The 18,761-nt window shown below is 40.5% G+C and carries 12 protein-coding genes and 1 tRNA gene; 6 read left to right on the top strand and 7 right to left on the bottom strand.

The window, feature by feature from the left end:
• Window positions 1-41 precede the first annotated feature (41 nt).
• Window positions 42-2,966: a disaggregatase related repeat-containing protein gene (locus tag RSJ42_RS07235; RefSeq protein ID WP_410509908.1), complete on the bottom strand. Its 2,925-nt coding sequence runs from the start codon at window positions 2,964-2,966 to the stop codon at window positions 42-44.
• Window positions 2,967-4,193: 1,227 nt separating this feature from the next.
• Between RSJ42_RS07235 and RSJ42_RS07240 the strand changes: the two genes are divergently transcribed.
• From RSJ42_RS07240 to RSJ42_RS07250, 3 genes are all read left to right on the top strand, one after another.
• The gene (locus RSJ42_RS07240) at window positions 4,194-6,578 is read left to right on the top strand and encodes a glycosyltransferase family 4 protein (RefSeq protein ID WP_410509909.1); all 2,385 of its coding nucleotides are present in this window, start codon (window positions 4,194-4,196) and stop codon (window positions 6,576-6,578) included.
• A gap of 9 nt (window positions 6,579-6,587) precedes the next feature.
• Window positions 6,588-7,598, top strand: coding sequence for a glycosidase (locus RSJ42_RS07245; RefSeq protein WP_410509910.1), 1,011 nt, complete (start codon window positions 6,588-6,590; stop codon window positions 7,596-7,598).
• Window positions 7,599-7,693: 95 nt separating this feature from the next.
• The gene (locus tag RSJ42_RS07250) at window positions 7,694-9,034 is read left to right on the top strand and encodes a glycosyltransferase (protein ID WP_410509911.1); all 1,341 of its coding nucleotides are present in this window, start codon (window positions 7,694-7,696) and stop codon (window positions 9,032-9,034) included.
• Window positions 9,035-9,330: 296 nt separating this feature from the next.
• On the opposite strand, the gene RSJ42_RS07255 is transcribed toward RSJ42_RS07250, so the two are convergent.
• Together RSJ42_RS07255 and RSJ42_RS07260 are read right to left on the bottom strand one after the other, a co-directional pair.
• Complete coding sequence (locus RSJ42_RS07255; protein WP_410509912.1) at window positions 9,331-9,675, bottom strand: hypothetical protein; 345 nt, start codon at window positions 9,673-9,675, stop codon at window positions 9,331-9,333.
• A 396-nt stretch (window positions 9,676-10,071) separates the two neighbouring features.
• On the bottom strand, window positions 10,072-10,827 hold the full coding sequence (locus tag RSJ42_RS07260) for an MBL fold metallo-hydrolase (RefSeq protein WP_410509913.1): 756 nt from the start codon (window positions 10,825-10,827) through the stop codon (window positions 10,072-10,074).
• A gap of 94 nt (window positions 10,828-10,921) precedes the next feature.
• Here RSJ42_RS07260 and RSJ42_RS07265 point away from each other — a divergent pair.
• Window positions 10,922-11,006, top strand: a tRNA-Leu gene (locus RSJ42_RS07265).
• Window positions 11,007-11,272: 266 nt separating this feature from the next.
• Here RSJ42_RS07265 and RSJ42_RS07270 read toward each other — a convergent pair.
• Together RSJ42_RS07270 and RSJ42_RS07275 are read right to left on the bottom strand one after the other, a co-directional pair.
• Complete coding sequence (locus tag RSJ42_RS07270; RefSeq protein WP_410509914.1) at window positions 11,273-11,434, bottom strand: hypothetical protein; 162 nt, start codon at window positions 11,432-11,434, stop codon at window positions 11,273-11,275.
• Between the two features lie 393 nt (window positions 11,435-11,827).
• Window positions 11,828-12,466, bottom strand: coding sequence for a hypothetical protein (locus tag RSJ42_RS07275; protein WP_410509915.1), 639 nt, complete (start codon window positions 12,464-12,466; stop codon window positions 11,828-11,830).
• A 166-nt stretch (window positions 12,467-12,632) separates the two neighbouring features.
• On the opposite strand from RSJ42_RS07275, the gene RSJ42_RS07280 reads away from it, so the two are divergent.
• Entirely contained in the window at window positions 12,633-12,956 is a 324-nt protein-coding gene (locus tag RSJ42_RS07280) for a hypothetical protein (RefSeq protein WP_410509916.1), read from the top strand.
• 549 nt (window positions 12,957-13,505) lie between these two features.
• Window positions 13,506-14,786: a radical SAM protein gene (locus RSJ42_RS07285; protein WP_410509917.1), complete on the top strand. Its 1,281-nt coding sequence runs from the start codon at window positions 13,506-13,508 to the stop codon at window positions 14,784-14,786.
• Between the two features lie 936 nt (window positions 14,787-15,722).
• Here RSJ42_RS07285 and RSJ42_RS07290 read toward each other — a convergent pair.
• Both RSJ42_RS07290 and RSJ42_RS07295 read right to left on the bottom strand, forming a co-directional pair.
• Window positions 15,723-16,169: a DUF192 domain-containing protein gene (locus tag RSJ42_RS07290; protein ID WP_410509918.1), complete on the bottom strand. Its 447-nt coding sequence runs from the start codon at window positions 16,167-16,169 to the stop codon at window positions 15,723-15,725.
• Window positions 16,170-16,389: 220 nt separating this feature from the next.
• Window positions 16,390-18,573, bottom strand: coding sequence for a PGF-pre-PGF domain-containing protein (locus RSJ42_RS07295; protein ID WP_410509919.1), 2,184 nt, complete (start codon window positions 18,571-18,573; stop codon window positions 16,390-16,392).
• Window positions 18,574-18,761 lie beyond the last annotated feature (188 nt).

The raw sequence follows: 18,761 nt of genomic DNA on the forward strand, positions 1-18,761 counted from the left end.
CTTGTTAAAAGAATACCTTTCTGAAAGTTAAATCAGTATAATCATTTCAGTCTCAGGCTCAATTTCGGTCGCTGATCCTCACTTCCTGCCTCCGTACTGTAGAAGGCAATGTAATTGTTGTTTTCATTCCTTGCTTTTATGAAGAAACCGGTATTTGCATACTTTCCGCTAACATACTCTTTTACGAGATCTGTCACGTCCAATTCATAGTATTTATTGTCAGGAAGAGTGCTCCCCTTAATTGTAATTGTTGCATAAGGAGTGTTTCCCTGCAAAACCCCACTCTTATCGTACCAGTCTCCTCCTGCATTCTTCCACGCAACTCCTTTGTCCCTGTTATTCCAGCTTACATAGCCTGGGTTCCATGCAGAAGCAGGCCTGTAGACCTCAATTACAGTATCATTTGGCCTTGTGCTTCCTGCAGGGTAATACCAGTAAAGGGAAAGGGCTGCATTGCTGACATTAGAATTTGCATATTCACTGAGGTTAAACTGCATTACATCCCTGTACCTGGCATTATTCATTCCACCCACATCAACGAATGCCGAACTCTGGTATACCGTGGAAGGTGATGCTTGCCTGAGGCGATTATCCGCTGCTCCGGTAAGAGTCACGTTAGTGGTTTCGGGTATAATGGTTTCAGGCGTTACTGAAGATTCTTTCTCTGTTATGTTTAACTCCGGTACTTTGCTAGCGCTTCCGCATTCGTTGCTGTAGAATGCAATATAATTGTTGTTTTCATTCCTTGCTTTTATGAAGAAACCGGTATTTGCATACTTTCCGCTAACATACTCTTTCACGAGATCTTTCACGTCCAGTTCATAGTATTTATTGTCAGGAAGAGTGCTTCCCTTAATGGTGATTGTTGCATAAGGAGTGTTTCCCTGCAAAACCCCACTCTTATCGTACCAGTCTCCTCCTGCATTCTTCCACGCAACTCCTTTGTCCCTGTTATTCCAGCTCACATAGTTTGAGTCCCAGGCAGAGGCAGGTCTGTAAACCTCAATTATGGTGTCACTTGGCCTTGAGCTTCCTGCAGGATAGTACCAGTAAAGGGAAAGAGTTGCGTTTTTAATTTCTGTGGAAGTATCGTACTCTTTCAGGTCAAACCACATTACATCTCTATACCTGCCTGTACTCATTCCGCCGACATCAATAAAAGAGGTATTCTGGAAGACAGTATCAGGGGAAGCTTCACGCAGGCGGTTATCATAGAATTCTCCTGCTGCAGGAGAAGGGCTTTCCTTTTTGACAACATTTATGGTTGCGGTGGCTGAGGCATTCAGCTTTCCATCACTTACCTCAAAGGTTAGAATGTAAGTTCCTTCCTGTCCGGCACTCGGAGCCCATCTGAAAATGCCTGATTTGCTGTCTAAAGTTGCGCCTTCCGGGAGATTTAAAGCGGAATAAGTAAGAGTATCTCCATTTCCATCCGAGGCGCTCACTGTGAAGGCCAGGATACTTCCGGTTTCTACAGTTGTATTCTGGATACTATTCATCACAGGTGCCTGATTGGTATCTATTGCCTTTGTTCCGGATTTGGAAGCATATATTGTATTTCCGTATGCCCCTATGTTAATCCTGCCTCCGTTATCCTGAGGTTCTTCAGAATAATCCGAAGAGACGTATCCTGAATCGATACAGGGAGAGCTCGTACTGTCTGTTACCCAGCTTTTTCCGTCCCATCTTCCTGCTTTTGATTTCAGATGGTAATCATGGCTGTTTCTGTCCGCGAACTGCGGGTCTATTTCAATATCGGATGATGAGAGCTGAATGTTTCTGGAACTTCCGCCCGTATTTCCATAAAAGCAGTTGTTCTGCAGGACAAAAGAGTGAGTACCTGAAAGCTCATTGTTTATCCCATGCCCGCTTCCCCCACCTGATGAGGACCTGGAGTTTGAAATGATGTTGTTTCTTACCGTAAGAACAAAACCCGAACCTGCCGGGGCTGGAGAATATACGGTTTTCTGAACAATTCCGGTTCCGTAGGCCCCGTCTATTACGTTATTTTCAATAAGCCCGCTGAACCCGTTGGATACAATACCTCCGATTATGCTATTGCTGCTTTTAGTCCCGGTATCATAGATCTGGTTATGGTGGATATGGACATTTGCTGTTGAAGCAGAATATGATCCCGACCCGAAAATCCAGATTCCTGCAAGGGCAGTTTTATAGATCACATTGTTGTAAACCTCAATGTCGTCCATTGCAGGAGTGTTGTACTTCTGGATTTCAATGCCTGCTCCCCCCGAGCCTTCCGATCTGATCACATTGTCATGAAAGCTGGCTTTGTTTGAGTTGTAAAGCCTGAGGGCGCTGTTTGTCCTGCAGGTTATTTCATTGTTATAAGCTTCCACATCCGAACAGCTGCTGGCATAGAGGCCGTCATGTCCAAGCAAATAAATTTCGTTGTCATAGAATTTTATGCTGGAACAGCTACCCAGTTTCAGCCCGTCTCCATGGTTATTGGTCAGGTACATATTGTAAACACTTATGTTCTTGCAGCCTGTCAGGTGAATTAGATTATAATATCCTTTTCCGCTGACAACATTCGTGTTCCCCTCCCGGTTTCCGTCAATTGTAAATCCGTGGATTGAAATCCCACTACTGCCTGTACTTTTTTCTTTAATCATTGGCTTCCAGGCATCCCAGTTAGCATTGCTTACAAGCTTTATTTTTGCACCGGGATCCCCTGTAAGGACCGTGTTGCTTCCAATCAAAAGGGTATCGTCAATAATATAGGTAAAAGGACCTTTGAGGTAAACAGTTGTATAATCTGGATTTTCTGCTACGAATTTAAGGGCCTGATTTATCTGTAAATGATCGTCTTTTCCATCGCAATTATAGTCTCCACTGCCATCCCCTGCCACATACACAACAGGTGCGGAACCTGCACATAAAGCTCCTGGAACGCCTGACAGGGCAAAGCATATTACTATGAAAAATATTAATGATTTCCGAATCAATAGAGTTACCACCTTAAATTTATGCTAAATAAATTTCCGAACTACACAGCACAAAAAAATAAACAGTATGTTCGGAATTTGTTAATTTTCAAATCGAACCAGACTGCAAATTGTAGGAATTCATTATTTGGGGATAGATTCACTTCGGATTCAGGGAGCAAATCCTTAGACAGTATCCACTACCTGTTTATTCGCTGTTCAGAAAAAATCCTTAAAATGGATCCGGACCGGATGTCATGTATTGTCTTCCGGTCTGGACAATAACCCAGGTCTTTACAGGGCTTTATTTATTGTTTGAACAGGATCTTCTGGCTACAAACAATACAGTTAAATTAGTTTCTCCCCCTAATTTAATTAACAAAGTTATACTATACTTTATGCATTATATTATAAAAATATTTTCAAAGCATCCCCTCCATCCGATACATAAGGGAAAAAGAGATTCATAAGAACAAGATAGGATATGTTACTTTATTGTATAAATTAAAGCCTTATCAGCAGATCTGTTAAATTAAAAGTATTGTAGTCAGACCTTTTAAGGTAAAAATCGGTGCAAATTAAAAGGAATTCATAATAAAAAACTTAATTTAAAGACATAAGCAGAATTATTATATTATTTCTGTAGACCAGAAAATTCGAATTAAGTAATATAATTATTACTGCACCTTATTTTCTCACACCTTACTTCAGGATAAACGTGCATACTGGCCCTTTCAGTTAAGATATTTAGTCGCAGATTTCTTAAAATTTATAGCTAACTAATGGAATTATGTTTATAAATAATATTAAATAATATTGAATACAATTGTATATAAAACCGATATTTTGTTACTCATTTTGCTAAAAGTTAGCAAAGTGAGGGTCCGTGGGGGATCGTAAATTTATTGCTCTTAGCAGGTAAATAGAGCAGTTAGTTGCCAGGATCTTAAGATCTAACTATATGTTTTAAACTTTAGACTATATCTTTCTATACAGCTGCGCACTTTGCGTCAAGTATATATAGGTTAGATATAATACGATGATAAACTTTGCGGATATATAGTCTTTGTATAAATACCGAGGCTGATATATTTTGATCTAAGAACAAATAGAAAAATTGAAAATAAAAAAATAAAACAGGGTAAAAGAACTTAATTAAGTGTTGCTGGTGGGGAGCACACTCAGTTAAGTGCTTTAAGTTCTTATTGTGAGAATGCGACCCTGAGTGCTCAATTTGGGGGGAAATAGTTGAATAAGCAACTGAAAGTTTTGTTTATAGGAACTTATGTTCCAAAAGAATGTGGGATTGCCACATTTACTTACGATCTTTTAAATTCAGTATCCGGGGTGCATGACGACATACATTGTGAAGTCATTGCGCTTAATGATCCGTCCGAAACCTATGATTATCCGGAAGAAGTCGTTTTTCAAATAGAAAGGAATAAACTCGAAGATTACCACCGGGCTGCGGATTTTATAAACCAGTCCGATGCGGATGTTGTGTGCCTTCAACACGAATTCGGGCTTTTTTGGGGAAATGCAGGCGATTACATTTTCACTGTTCTCTCAGGAATAAACAAACCAGTAATTACCACGCTGCATACGGTTATTCGGGACCCGCTACCTGAATATCGTGCATCCACCGAGAAATTGATCCAGTATTCAGAAAAGCTGGTTGTAATGAGCCAGACTGCAGTCGATATGCTAAAAGAGGTTTATAACGTTCCGGACGAAAAAATCGAGGTTATATTTCACGGCTTACCTGACTATCCGTTTAACAACTGCGGCAAGTACAAACGGATGCTTAACTTGAAAGGTTCTCCGCTTGTCCTCACCTTCGGTCTGCTGAGCCAGAACAAAGGCATAGAAAGCATGCTCGAAGCTCTTCCTGGAGTTGTAGATCAGTATCCTGATCTGATATACCTTATTCTTGGTGCTACTCATCCGGTAGTCAAAAAGCACAGCGGAGAAGCCTATAGAGACTACCTCAAAAAAAGGGTTTCAGAACTTGGGCTTGAAAGGAATGTGGTATTTCACGACAAATTCGTTGAAAAAGAAGAACTCTGCAAATATATCCTTGCAAGCGATATTTATGCGTCTCCTTACCTCTCCAGAGAACAGATCGTAAGCGGGGCCCTGACATATGCCATAGGTATGGGAAAAGCAATAGTATCCACCCCTTACTGGTATGCAGAGGAGATGCTTTCAGATAACCGTGGTATGCTTGTAGATTTCGGAGACACTGACGGCTTTAAAGATTCTCTTTTATATCTGATTAAAAATCCAGATGAGTGTAACAACATGCGCAAAAAAGCATATGATTTTGGCAGAAAAATGACATGGAAAAACATAGGAAAAGAGTATAATAACGTCTTTAGCAAGGCTTTAAAGGACTACAATGCCTATCCCAGGATAAGGAATAGATTTAGTTTCCTTCCGGACCAGCTTCCTGAGGTTAAACTCGATTACCTTAAACTTCTGACCGATGACGTGGGCATTATTCAGCACACCAATCTGGGCGTACCTGCCAGGCATCACGGGTACAGTACTGATGACGTAGGCAGAGGACTTGTTGCACTAATTCAGCTCATTGACAGCCAGGAAAAAGCCGAAGAGCTCTGGAAATTGATTACCACATATATGAGTTTCCTTGAGCATGCACAGACAGTTTCCGGACACTTCCACAACTTCATGAATTATAGAAGGGAATTCCTGGACGAAGAAGGCAGCGAAGATACTCTGGGGCGTGCGATTTACGGGCTTGGATATGTTGTGAGCTGCCCATACATGTCAAAAAATATACGCACACTTGCACATACCCTTATCAGTAAATCAAAATCGCAGATGGAGAAACTGAATTATCCCAGAGCAAAAGCCTATACAATGTGCGGGCTTTATGAAATGCTCAGAGCAGGTGTTGATGCAGATGATTTTGAAGCTACCTTTGTTTCCCGCAGGGACGCTGTAAGGTCAGTAGATTCCCTTGTGGGCAAAGAAACCTTTGAATCCATATTTGCCAGCCATGCGGACTCCCTGGTTAACCTTTATGAGAGCAACCATAAAGAAGGCTGGAACTGGTTTGAGCCCACAGTTACATACAGTAACGCAAAACTCAGCGAATCCCTTATACTGGCATATAACTATACCAAAGACCGGACTTACAGAAAGGTAGGACTTGCCACTCTGGACTTCCTTACCGATATTCAATGGAAAGGCGACTTTTTTGATATTGTTGGAAATCAGGGCTGGTACTCCTGCGATGGCGAAAAACCAATTTTTGACCAGCAGCCTATAGAAGCAGGCTACCTGACCCAGGCTTATATCTCGGCTTATAAGACTGTAAGGGAGAGAAAATACCTGGAGCTTGCAAGATATTCTTTTGAATATTTTCTGGGCAGAAACCGTTTGAGAACTCCTATGTATGACCCTGTTACAGGTGCAGTCTGCGACGGGCTCAACTGCGATGGAATGAACTGTAACCAGGGTGCGGAATCCGTAATATGTTACCTCATGGCTTTAAACTCCTTAAATAAATACGCAGACAGAGTCTATGGAACAGTGTTCCAGCCGGCTGCTAGTGACGAGGTTTTACCAAAAAGAAAAAGTCTGTTATCAGCAAATCAGTCCGAGTGAGTGGGTGATATGGTAATCTGGAAAGATCACGGAGAGCTATTTGTAAGATATAAAAGGAATCCTATACTTACCGTTGAAGACTGGCCTTACCAGGCTAATTCCGTTTTTAACCCTGCTGCCGCCATAGTTGACGGTAAAACCCTGTTACTTGTGCGGGTTGAGGACCACAGGGGCTTTTCTCACTTTACAATAGCCAGGAGCCACAACGGAATAGACGGCTGGGAGATTGACAGTGAGCCGACCTTTGCTCCTGATCCGGCAAATTATCCTGAAGAGATATATGGCATTGAGGACCCGCGCATAACCTATGTGGATGAGATGGGAAAATGGGGTGTGGCATATACGGCTTTTTCGGATTCTGGCCCTATGACTGCCCTCGCATTTACAGAAGATTTCCATAACTTTGAAAGAGTCGGACCTACTATGCCTCCCGAGAATAAAGATGCTGCTATCTTTCCTGTGAGATTTAACGACAAGTGGGCAATGCTGCACAGGCCTGTGTCCAATATCGCAGGCGCAAAGGCAAATATCTGGATTTCTTTTTCTCCGGATATGAAGTACTGGGGAGAACATCAGGTTCTTCTGTATGCCCGGGATGGGGGGTGGTGGGATGCACGCAAGATAGGTCTGTCCCCACAACCGATCCGTGTGTCTGACGGTTGGTTAATTATGTATCACGGGGTACGCCAGACGACATCCAAATCAAGTTACCGGCTTGGAATGGCCCTCCTTGACCCGGATGATCCCAGGAAAGTTCTCCACAGGTCAGAAGGCTGGGTTTTCGGACCCCGTGAGCTGTATGAACGCAGTGGGGATGTTAATGATGTTGTTTTCCCCTGTGGCTGGGTTCTGGTAGACGATGAAATACGCATTTATTACGGAAGTGCAGATACCTCCGTGTCTCTGGCAACAGCAAAAGTTTGTGATGTTTTGAAATATATTCATTCATGTCCTGAGGAGCAGTGTCCGGACGAATATTGCAGGTTTTTTGAAGGGCATGAACATACTCCTCCCAAATGAAGGTGGAGAAAAAAATAGAAAATAGAAAAAATAGAAAAAAAAATATAATCATTAAATTAGTGTGAATTGGTGGGGGAATCTTTATTAGAATTGCTATGCTGTCTCCTATTGCCTGGAGCACACCGCCTAAAAAGTACGGTCCGTGGGAGTCAATGGTATCCTTATTAACCGAAGGACTGGTGAAACGGGGCATTGATGTTACTCTTTTCGCAACAGCTGATTCTCATACTTCAGCAAAACTTCATGCAGTGAGTCCAAGACCATATGAAGAAGATAAAAGCATTCTTGTGAAAGTGTATGAATGCCTGCATATCTCAGAAGTTTTTGAAAGGGCAAATGAATTTGATATAATCCATAACCATTTTGATTATCTGCCTCTTACTTACAGCAAACTTGTAAATACGCCTGTTGTAACGACAGTGCACGGCATTTCTTCACGAAGAATTCTTCCTGTCTATAAAAAATACAACAACAGTACTTTCTATGTCTCCATAAGTGACGCCTACAGGTGCAATGAACTGGATTATATAGCAACAGTCCATCATGGAATAGATACCCGGACTTATCCTTTTAATGACATGCCTGGGGACTATCTTCTTTTTATATCGCGTATTCACAGGGATAAAGGTACTAAAGAAGCAATAGAGGTCGCAAAAAGGACAGGAATGAAGCTGAAAATCGCTGGCTTTATTGCCGATCCGGAATACTTCGAAAACGAAGTCGCTCCTCATATTGACAGCGAACAGATCATTTACGAAGGTCACGTATCCCAGGAACGTAAAAAAGACCTCCTCTCAAACGCCAGGGCTCTCCTTCATATGATCAATTACGAAGAGGCTTTCGGGCTCGGTGTAGTTGAAGCCCTTACCTGTGGGACACCTGTAATTGCAGTAAACAAAGGCTCAATGCCTGAACTGATTATGGACGGAGAAACAGGGTTCCTGGTAAATAATGTAGATGAAGCTGTAAACGCTGTACAGAAGCTCGGTTCCATATCCCGCAAAAAATGCAGGGAAAGTGTGGAAAAACGCTTCTCTGCTGACAGGATGGTTGATGACTACATTAAAGTTTATGAAATGATCCTTGAGAAATGCAAACGTAAAGAAGAAAGACCCTGGGGTTTTTACGAGATTCTTACAGAAAAGCCAGGGTATAAAGTCAAACGCATAACTGTCCTGCCCGGAGAAGAAATATCACTTCAGCGCCATGCCCATAGAAAAGAGCACTGGTACATAGTCATTGGCGAAGGGCTTGTAACTAAAAACGGTGACCAGATAAGAACACTTCCAGGAGATTCTGTAGACCTTTCTGTAAAAGAAATCCACCGCATCAGAAATATAGGCGGCCAGAACCTTGTCTTTATTGAAATCGCACAGGGAGATTACCTTGGTGAGGATGACATAGAAAGGTTTGAAGACAAATACGGAAGAGCATAAAAAGAAAAGAGCATAAAAAGAGCATAAAAAGAGCATAAAAAGAAAAGAGCAAAGATAGGCACTTCGAATTTGTTATCTTGAAAGTTAGTCTGGAAAGTTATCAGGAAGAACCTTAAGATATTCATTTGCTGACCAAAGATGTACAATGGAAAGTAACTGCACAGGAGGGTACATGTATCTGTCTGAAAGGTACAGATATCTATCTTAATTATCAGATAAGAGTATCAGTACCTTTTTTCAGTTGACCTTCTCAGCTTTTTCTTTTTTTCTGCTTTTTTTCTGCCCTGCAGGATTTTTCAGTCCGGGCATTCAGAATTTTCGTACGATTTTTTTACCTGATCTGCAATATCCTTTCCAAGCCTTTCTGATACGTTTTCAACAAAAAGAACAAAATAATCAAAAGGTATACACCCCAGACTTTCTTCTCCCGAAAAGATGAGCCTTACAAGGTATTCAAGGTCGTATCTGGACAGCAGTTTAATTCTTCTAAGGAAATCATCTGCATCTTTAGAATAGTGGTTTGCAAGAGGCGGAAGGATGGAACGGTAGTTAACTCCTGACCCCGAACAGAGGTACCCTTCGCATTCCGGAGCAACTGTTTTTAAGATCCCAATATCTGTTTCTGAAAGTATTCTTGCCATGATAATCACCCACAATAAACATAACTCTGGTTAAATTAAATTTCTAATTTTCCGTACGAAACATGATTTTATGTTTATGCTATTTAAGAGATGAGTTTCCGGTCTTCAAATTTTCACATTGATTTTTGAATTTTCTTAATAGATTACAATCAGCCTGCAAACCCTCTACAAAAAATGGAAGGAAATGTAGAACGTATTATTATGTAGTTAACAGGCTGTATGAGGTCAAAATTATTGTAAGCTAAGCCCGCGCCTCGGCTCGCTTTATATCTTCTGAATTAGTCCTCTTGAGCGAAGCGAAAAGGACATCGTGCTCCCGATGCGAAACTCGGGAAGGACACCGCCCTCCCGAGGCGGGACTCGGGCGAGACGGATCGGCGGGGCGTTCAGGAGGAATTAAAGCTCAAGCCTCATAAGGTCTTCTGCAAGAATTATCTCGCCTTCAACGTAGTCCTTAAGGCGGTGTATTGCTTCTCTTTCATGCCCTTTCATTTCAGGATAGAAATGTGTCAGGCAGATGCTCCCTATTTCCCCGTTGTATTCTTCAAGCATTTCAGCCAGGGTACTGGGAGTTGTGTGGTTTGTTACCTTTGTGCCTGCCGGGAAAGAGCATTCGTGAATAAGGAGGTCGGTTTCAACTGCCAGATCCATTACATCCCTGCATGGCTCGGTGTCCCCTGAGTAAACAATTTCTCCATCTTCCGCAGTCACGCGGTATGCAAGAGTGGGAACGCTGTGTGCTGCGGCTGCGCAGGTTATTTCACAGTCAAAACCTTCAGGTGTAAATTCTTTTCCAGGGGCGAGCTCCGTAACACTCACATCTACCCCGTCAAGAATGTATTCGTAAGCTCCGAGCACCGTTGAAAACCAGTCGTCCGTCCCCTCAGGGCCGTATATCCGCATATCTGTTTTTCCTCTGAGCCAGTTTGCCTTCAGGAGGGGGATCAGGTCAGCTACATGGTCAAGATGAAGGTGTGAAAGAAGTACGGTGTCAACATTCGTATGTAAGATTCCGGCATCGGGAAAACGACTCAAAACGCCGCTCCCGCAGTCAATAAGCAGAGGTTTTTTCTCAAGCCTGACTATTACTCCGGACTGTACTCGACCCTTTTGAGGGATTGCAACTCCAGTGCCAAGAAATGTAATCTCCATAAGCAGAGAATAAACTTTAAATAATTTAACTTTATTTAAAGCATGTCTGCGTAACGAAATTTCCGCGGCTCAAACAACCAGCTTTTCTCCATGCGCGAGGGTTGCCCAGCCAGGCCAAAGGCGTCGGACTTAAGATCCGATATCGAAGGATTTCGTGGGTTCGAATCCCACCCCTCGCATCTGTTTTTTGTTGTTATATCTATCTCTGAATCTGTTTTCAGGATACAGGATGCTCAAAAAAGTGTACGCTCACGTAGAAACGGCGCACAATAGTTAATTTTAAAAGTTAACTCTCCAAAGATTACCAGAAGATAAGGTTATAGAAATTTTAGTAACTGGAAGTATAATATTAGTTTTATTTTTTGTCTTCTTTATTCCATTCCATTAAAGCCTTCTCTATAGATATCAATGTGAAAATAGTAGTATTGAATATCTCGTCCGGGTGTTATGGCATCCAGCTGATTTCATCGATGACATCTTTTGGGAGCCTGACAATATCGTTCATTTCTTCTCCCATTGTCATGAAATATTCACTATATCGTGAACCATATCTGCTTTTATTAGACGCAGTGATAGAGATATACTGAGTAAACGATCCATCATTCATTATATCTCTTGCATACCTGTATTGAATTTCTTTGGCACAATCAGAGTAACCGTTGTGAGTCTTCTAATGGTATCCGGAATCGATTCACCATTCTTCTGCAAAGCTTTCAGGTCAGAAAATACACTTTTAGAAAGTCTGATAGTTTTGTATTGCTTTATACTACTATCTATATAATTAAACATATTAATTTTCTACTACATATGTAGTAAATATTCTGTATGCCAAAACTCTCTTTTCCAAAATATATTAAATGCTGTAAAATTTTTTTGTACTCTGATATGTAAGATTTATTATAGGTTTTCTATAAGGCCGTAGAAAAAATTAACCTTATGTAAGTGAACTGGAAAAACGGAACAAGCACACTTTGTACCTAGCTCTTTTATCGCTCTTTTATTATAGTCCTTTCAGTACTTCAAAAGCCACTTTCAGGTCCAATTCATTATGAAGAAACGCCACTCGCAATAATTTATCAGGAATCATCTTATCATATTTGTCAACCCTTGGTACTTGATTTTTGGGTAGTACCATATCGGGGTCGTTGAAGTTGATTTGAAGCTTGGACAGCTCATCAGTAAACTCAGCAACAGATAGGTCACTGGTTATCTGCAAATAATTATTTCCCTCAAAAACAGAATAAATTCGAAGCGAAGCTTTTAGACCGCATGTCAGCAGATTCTTAATTGTCTGTAATGTTTTACTTCCTACCCATGGACACAAGTAAAATGATCGTTCAGTATAGGGAATAATACTTTTTTGCAGTATCCCTGTTTCTCTGGCAATAAAGCGCGCATCATCAATTACCTGCGATGCTTTTGGTTGCAAATAACTATATTGAGTATCCTCCCTTAAAATTTGCCCAATTCTCTGGATAATTTTCGTATGGATATGACCTCCAGAACCGTTCCAATGTGGTATACAGTTGTTTTTTACAGGGTTAACATATATGATTTTACGCTCTTCATCAACATCGCGTACCTTCCATATTCGACCAGCTAATACGAAGGCTTCACCTACAATTGGACAGTTTTCCAATGTACCTTTAAGGACGATAGAACTACTATAGTTGGATCAGCTGCAAGTTCTGTGATCATTTTTCACTGTATCCATGACCGCATACATGAAATTTCGCAAGAAGCATGAATAGCCAGATATCAGATATCTATGGACAATGTATTTAATTAGATTATTTATATTAAATATGATAACCATGCACACAGTTTATATTCACTCCAGCAGGGGTTTTGTCAACGCTGATCAAATTGAATCCATCTTATATAGTGAACCAAATAAAATAGATGTAAAAATCGGGCAAATAGAAGACGAATCCAGCGTGTATACGATATATTGTGGCAAAGCTGTCAACCGTGAATTAGCAGTAATTAAAATTCTGAGTTTAATAAATGAAGCAAAATTAGAGTCCTCAAAAAACCAGAAGGCTGTGATTCTGGATTTTATTGAGGATATTGACAACCATAAGGCATATGTAATAAACAGATCCAGATTGAAATCTCGTAATGTTTAATTTTCAATATAAAGATTATTCACAGGAAGAAAGCCCAGGTATTTTATTTCTAATTCCCCGGCTTCTTTTGGGTTTAAGTTTAAATTTCTGCTTACTAAATCTTCTGCTTAATATCTTTCGGATTAGCGAAAACTGAGCACGTGTAATATTTAAAGGCTGATCCTCAATATTCTCGGCTCTTTCCCAATATAGACCAGACCATCAGCCTGAATATGTTTTTTCTAAAGCTTCTATATCTCCTTCAAACCTGTTTCTGGGTGTTCAATGTGCTGCAAAAGGCAGACCCAACATAAAAAGAACAGTTCATTATTCAGATAATCAATTAGCAGAGATCTGGTTTCATTCAATCCTTATTATTTCCATCTCCGGATAAATGAATCAAAGAGGAAAACATAAGTGTAATGGAAGAATATTTATCAAGTATCTATTCAGTTCTCCCGTGACTTAAAATAATCAGTTGACATCAACCCCGGATAGTGAATTTGTTTTTGATGGAGTAATATCCACAGAAAGTATCTGTGAATGAAAAAAAGGTCTGAGGTTTTGCAAGTGAAATATTTGATAATCAATGGAAAAAAAGAAGAGATTCCCCCTTTTCCACACCATAAGGCTTACGTCTACAGGAGTAAGCAATTCTTTTTTGCTAAAGGAATGTCAACTCGTTTAACAATGGGCAATTTCATTACTTTGAAAGAGCTGTACAATGGAATTAAAAATAAGTGTTCCATTCCAAGGGTTCTTCTGTTAGATCCTACCAGTAATTGTAATTTGAAATGTAAAGGGTGCTGGTCCCAGGATTATGAGAGCGGCCACAATATTTCATACGAAAAGCTTGACGACATATTAGATCAGGCTGAAGAACTGGGAATCATGGACTGTCTGATGACCGGTGGTGAACCTTTACTCAGGAAAGACGATATCCTGAAACTATGCAAAAAACATAACAAAATGACATTCGGTGCATTTACCAATGCCACTCTGATCGATGAAAAATTTGCCGATGAAATGGCTAAACTGGGTAATTTGAATGTTTTTATAAGTATAGAAGGAACAAAAGAAGAAACAGACTTCAGAAGAGGGGAGGGTGTTTACGATAAAGCGGTCAGGGCTATGGATATTTTAAGGTCCAGAGGCATTGCATTTGCTTTTTCAGCCTGCTATCATTCAAAGAACTATAAGACCATATCCAGCGATGAATTTCTTGATTACATGCGCCAGAAAGGTGCCTGGTTTGGGTGGTTATTCCAGTATATGCCGGTAGGAAGCGGTGCGGATACTTCTCTGGTGTGCACTGCCGAGCAAAGAGCATACGTAATGGAAAGAGTCAGGGATTACTGCATAAAACATGATTATGTAGCAATAGATTTCCTGAACAATGGGCATCTGTCCTTCGGTTGCATTGCTGCGGGTGTTGGTTTTGTTCATATCAATGCTAAGGGTGACGTTGAACCCTGTGCGTTTTGCCACTATTCGGATTCGAACATATATGAGATGTCCCTCGCTGAAGCCCTCAGGTCTAAATTCTTCACGACTTTCAGAAATGCCCAGCCATTTTCGAAAAACCCGTTAAGGCCCTGCCCGCTGGTAGATAACCCGCAGGCAATCATTGATGTAGTTAATGCAGGAGGGGCAAAGTCAACCCATATTGCCAATCCGGAATCGGCTGAAGCTCTTGCTATGAAAAGTTTTGAGAAAGCAGGAGAGTGGGAAAAGGTATCAGAGAAACTGTTAAAAAAAATGCCTGGACATGTCCAGAGTAATTTCTCTAAATATTTGAAGTATTATGCTTTCAAGAGAGGAATAACCGACGGAAGAAGAAAAAAGATTTGATACAAAAATAGGATACAAGATCGATTTCTTTCCAGAACACTATCATAATACACTGAACGGCTCTGTACTTTTTATAATCAGTATTTAATAAGAGATGTCTTAAAAAAAATCAATACATTTATATTGTTGTCCGTAGATTACTATATGCAAATTAGATCCTGTGAATTGGATCCGCCATAAAATTCAAAGGATCATTACTGCTTTTATAACAAAACTCATGAACAAACCCCCCTGTTGAAAGAATAGAAACACCAGCTTTACCCATTGTTACATAATTACTTGTTGATACGGATATCGCGGAGCGTTCGGCATTTAAGCTGAAAGGACAAAACCACCTGTATTTCTCTTCTTTTTATGTGGTTTTATGGAAGCGACGTACTGTATCATGAAATTACAGAGGTGATAATCTTGTACATAGAAAAAAAGCGTTTATTAAAAGCATTTGAATTCAGGCGAGAAATTACGGCAGTAAAAACGTGCAGATGTCCTTTATGCTCAGAAATAGTAGACAAAGCTGAATTTCGGAATAGAGCTTTTGTAAAGGAATTCGAAACTTCCGGATTATGTCAGGGATGTCAGGATTCGGTTTTCGGATACAGGGTAGCATGGTGACGGATCACCGTGCAATTAATACTAAATATTTTCTTTTTTTATCCTGAAGACTCTTATTTTTGTATTCTTTTTTAATTCATTAAATTTGAACCTGCTTCTTCAATTGCACCTGGAGCAATCATTCATAATTTTCACTGATCTCGCGGGCTTAAATCGAAATCTTTATTTTTGGCCTTTACGAATTTTCAATCTCCATAACTTCTTTTTCTTTTCAGGTGCTTAAACCAGAGTACCTAAATCAGGGTGCTTAAACCAGAATGCTTAATCCGTCATCAACAGAAAATTATACTTCCAGAATGCGGGAATAAATTACTGCACTTTCTGTTAGATATTCTCTTTTGAGTCTGGTTGTGATAAATAACCTATGTTTACCTTATCCCCTGCGTTAATATCATATTCATCGCACAGGCCCCCGTTTATTTCCAGGACATAACTGGCATTTGTCCAGGGATCGATAAGCGGACAATAATCCGGTGTACATGGTTGAGCATTCCTCTCTATATAGACAATTTCCTGGCTTGAATTTATCCAGATAATATCCAGTGGTATTAGAGTGTTTTTCATCCAGAAAGAATGATACCCATCTCCTTCAAAAACAAACAGCATCCCTCTGTCGGGGTCCAGATGTTCCCTGTTCATTAGGCCATACTCTCTCTGGGACTGGTTTGCTGCAATCTCTACTGTAAAGCACCTGTCCTTAATGCAGACCTCATCAGCTCCGAGACTCTCCTGACTCTGTCCCGGCAGTCCCATTTTAATGCTGACTGCCAATATAAGAATCAGAAATATAATCAAAATTCCTTGCTTATTCATCTATACCTTCTCATCCTGTTTCCCTAGAATAGTAACAAAAAAAATAGTTAATAACTCTTCCTGTCCTGGCAAAAAAAGAAATTAATAATCCACATGAACCGAAAAGAGGCAAAATTAGATAGTAAAATCGATCATATCCTGCTAACTAAATTTAACTTTATTATCTAATTCTATTTATTCAATATTGTTTCTTTTTATGCAGGAATGCTCCAAACAGCCCGAAAATACAGTAGATCATTTCAAAACCGGGCATACTTAACTTTTCATTCTGAGAGACGCCTTTACCTGCCTTCTCAAACTTCAGCTCAATATCCGATTCGGTATTCTCGCCTTGTTCAAGATCCTGAGTGTCAGCTTCGGGCAGTATTTCAGTTACATTTTCTTTTTCTATGACCCTGCCTGTTATCGCAAAGGAAGAGAATCCCGGGGTTCTGGCTGTGAAATACAGATACGTTTCATCTTCCCCTGATAAGCTGGTTAAGAGAGGATTCCATGTTGTATCACTGTACCTGTTCAGGGTGATAGAAGAGTGCTCAATCTTTTCATTTTGTATCCATTCTTTTTCAACTTTAAAACATACAGTTGCATTTTCGATGTTCTTTTCAGTTGCATAACCGCTGTTCCCAACCCAGGTATTCAGGTAATTACAAACCTCTCCCTGGAGCTTACCCGGAGTAAGAGTTGATTTATTCTTCAATATCTCAACAATTGCCGTTGTCTTACCAGCTGTTTTCTTTGAATCGAAGCTGATATGAACAACGCATGTTGCATTTTTCGTGAAATCAAACTTTATAGTCTTTCCGTTTGTAATGAAGACCTGGGAAAGTTCCTTAACCTCAATATTCTTTGCAGGTTCTGGCGAGCCTCCTGTGCCGCCACCGCTACTGCTGCTCTTACTGCCTTTCCCCCTGCCATCTTCTTCATTGCTGTCATTGTCATCTTCACTGCTATTATTTAACACTTCAAACTCTGATTTCGAGGCATATTCCGTATTTCCATACCTGCCCATGTTGGTCCTGTTTCCGTTTGGTTCCGGTTCATTGGAATAATCCGATAGAGGATCTCCTGTATCGATACATGGAGAACTTATATTGTCATTCACCCAGTTACTGCCATTCCAGCGGCCCACTTTTGACTTCAGGTGATAGTCGTGATTATCCCGATCTGCGTATTGGGGATCTTCTGTTATATCCCAGGCTGATGCGTTAACGCCTTCATAGTTGCCGCCTGAGTTGTTGTAGAAAGAATTATTCTGCGTGACAAAAGAGTGTGAGTCTGTAAGCTTATTGCATATTCCATATCCTTCTGCTCCGGCCACTGATTTACGAGTATTGGTTACTATATTGTTTTTTACTGTGACCACGTATCCTGAACCATCGTGAGACAAATAATACGCTTCTTTCTGCACAATACCGCACCCATATGCCCCGTCAACCACATTGTTTTCAATGAGCCCATTGAACCCTTCGGACAGGATCCCGCCTACTACTTCGCTATTTGAATCGGTGCCTGTATCATAGACCTGATTATGGTGGATGTGGACATTTGCTGAAGAATTAGAATAATTCCCTGAACCAAAAACCAGAATTCCTGACAGTGCGGTATTGTAGATTATATTATTGTATATCTCAATGTCATCCATTGTGAAATATGACCCATCTTTCTGGATTTCAATTCCCGCACCACCTGAACCCCTGGAGGTGATAGTATTATTGTAGAGACTTGCATGGTTTGTATTATATAACCGCAGTCCGCTGTTCGTTCTGCAGGTAATTGTATTGTTGCAGGCTACTACGTCTGAACAGATAATGGCATATAAAACATCATGTCCCAATAAGTATGCTTCATTATCATAGAATTTTATGCTGGAACAATTGTCAGCCCTCAGGCCGTCTCCGTGGTTATTGGTCAGATACATATTGTATACGCTTATGTTCTGACAATCGCTCAGGTGGATGAGATTATAATAGCCATCTCCGCTGACCACATTTGTATTCTCTTCCCTGTTTCCATCAATAGTAAAGCCGCGAATGGTAATATTATGGCTGCCTGAACTTTTTTCCTTTACCAGTGGTTTAACCGATGACCAGCCGGCATTCTTTGCAAGCTTTATTGTCGCACTGGAATCCCCCTCAAGAATTGTATTGCTGCTAATCTGAAGAGTATCATCTATAACATATGTAAAAGGCCCCTTGAGGTGAACTGTTGTATATTCCGCATTTTCGGCAACGTATGTAAGGGCCTCGTTAATCTGTACATGATCGTTATCTCCGGAACAGTTAAAATCACCGCTGCCATCTCCTGCAACATAGACAACTGGTGCAGGTGTTATGCATAAAGCAACAGAAATACATGTAAGCATAAAGAAATCTATTAAAAAAAAGACTCTTAACATTCGATTAAACAACTTTATCACCTGCAAGTAGCCTGTAGTTTGAATTCGCATTTGAAAAGCTCCCAATTCAAACTTACTAGTCTCAAAAATGCCATATTTTAGCTGGAGCGAAAAATTTAAAAATTTTAATAGACTTTGTCAGCGGCAATCGAGTT

Origin of the sequence: Methanosarcina hadiensis (assembly GCF_046529725.1) — an archaeon.
Taxonomy (GTDB): domain Archaea; phylum Halobacteriota; class Methanosarcinia; order Methanosarcinales; family Methanosarcinaceae; genus Methanosarcina; species Methanosarcina hadiensis.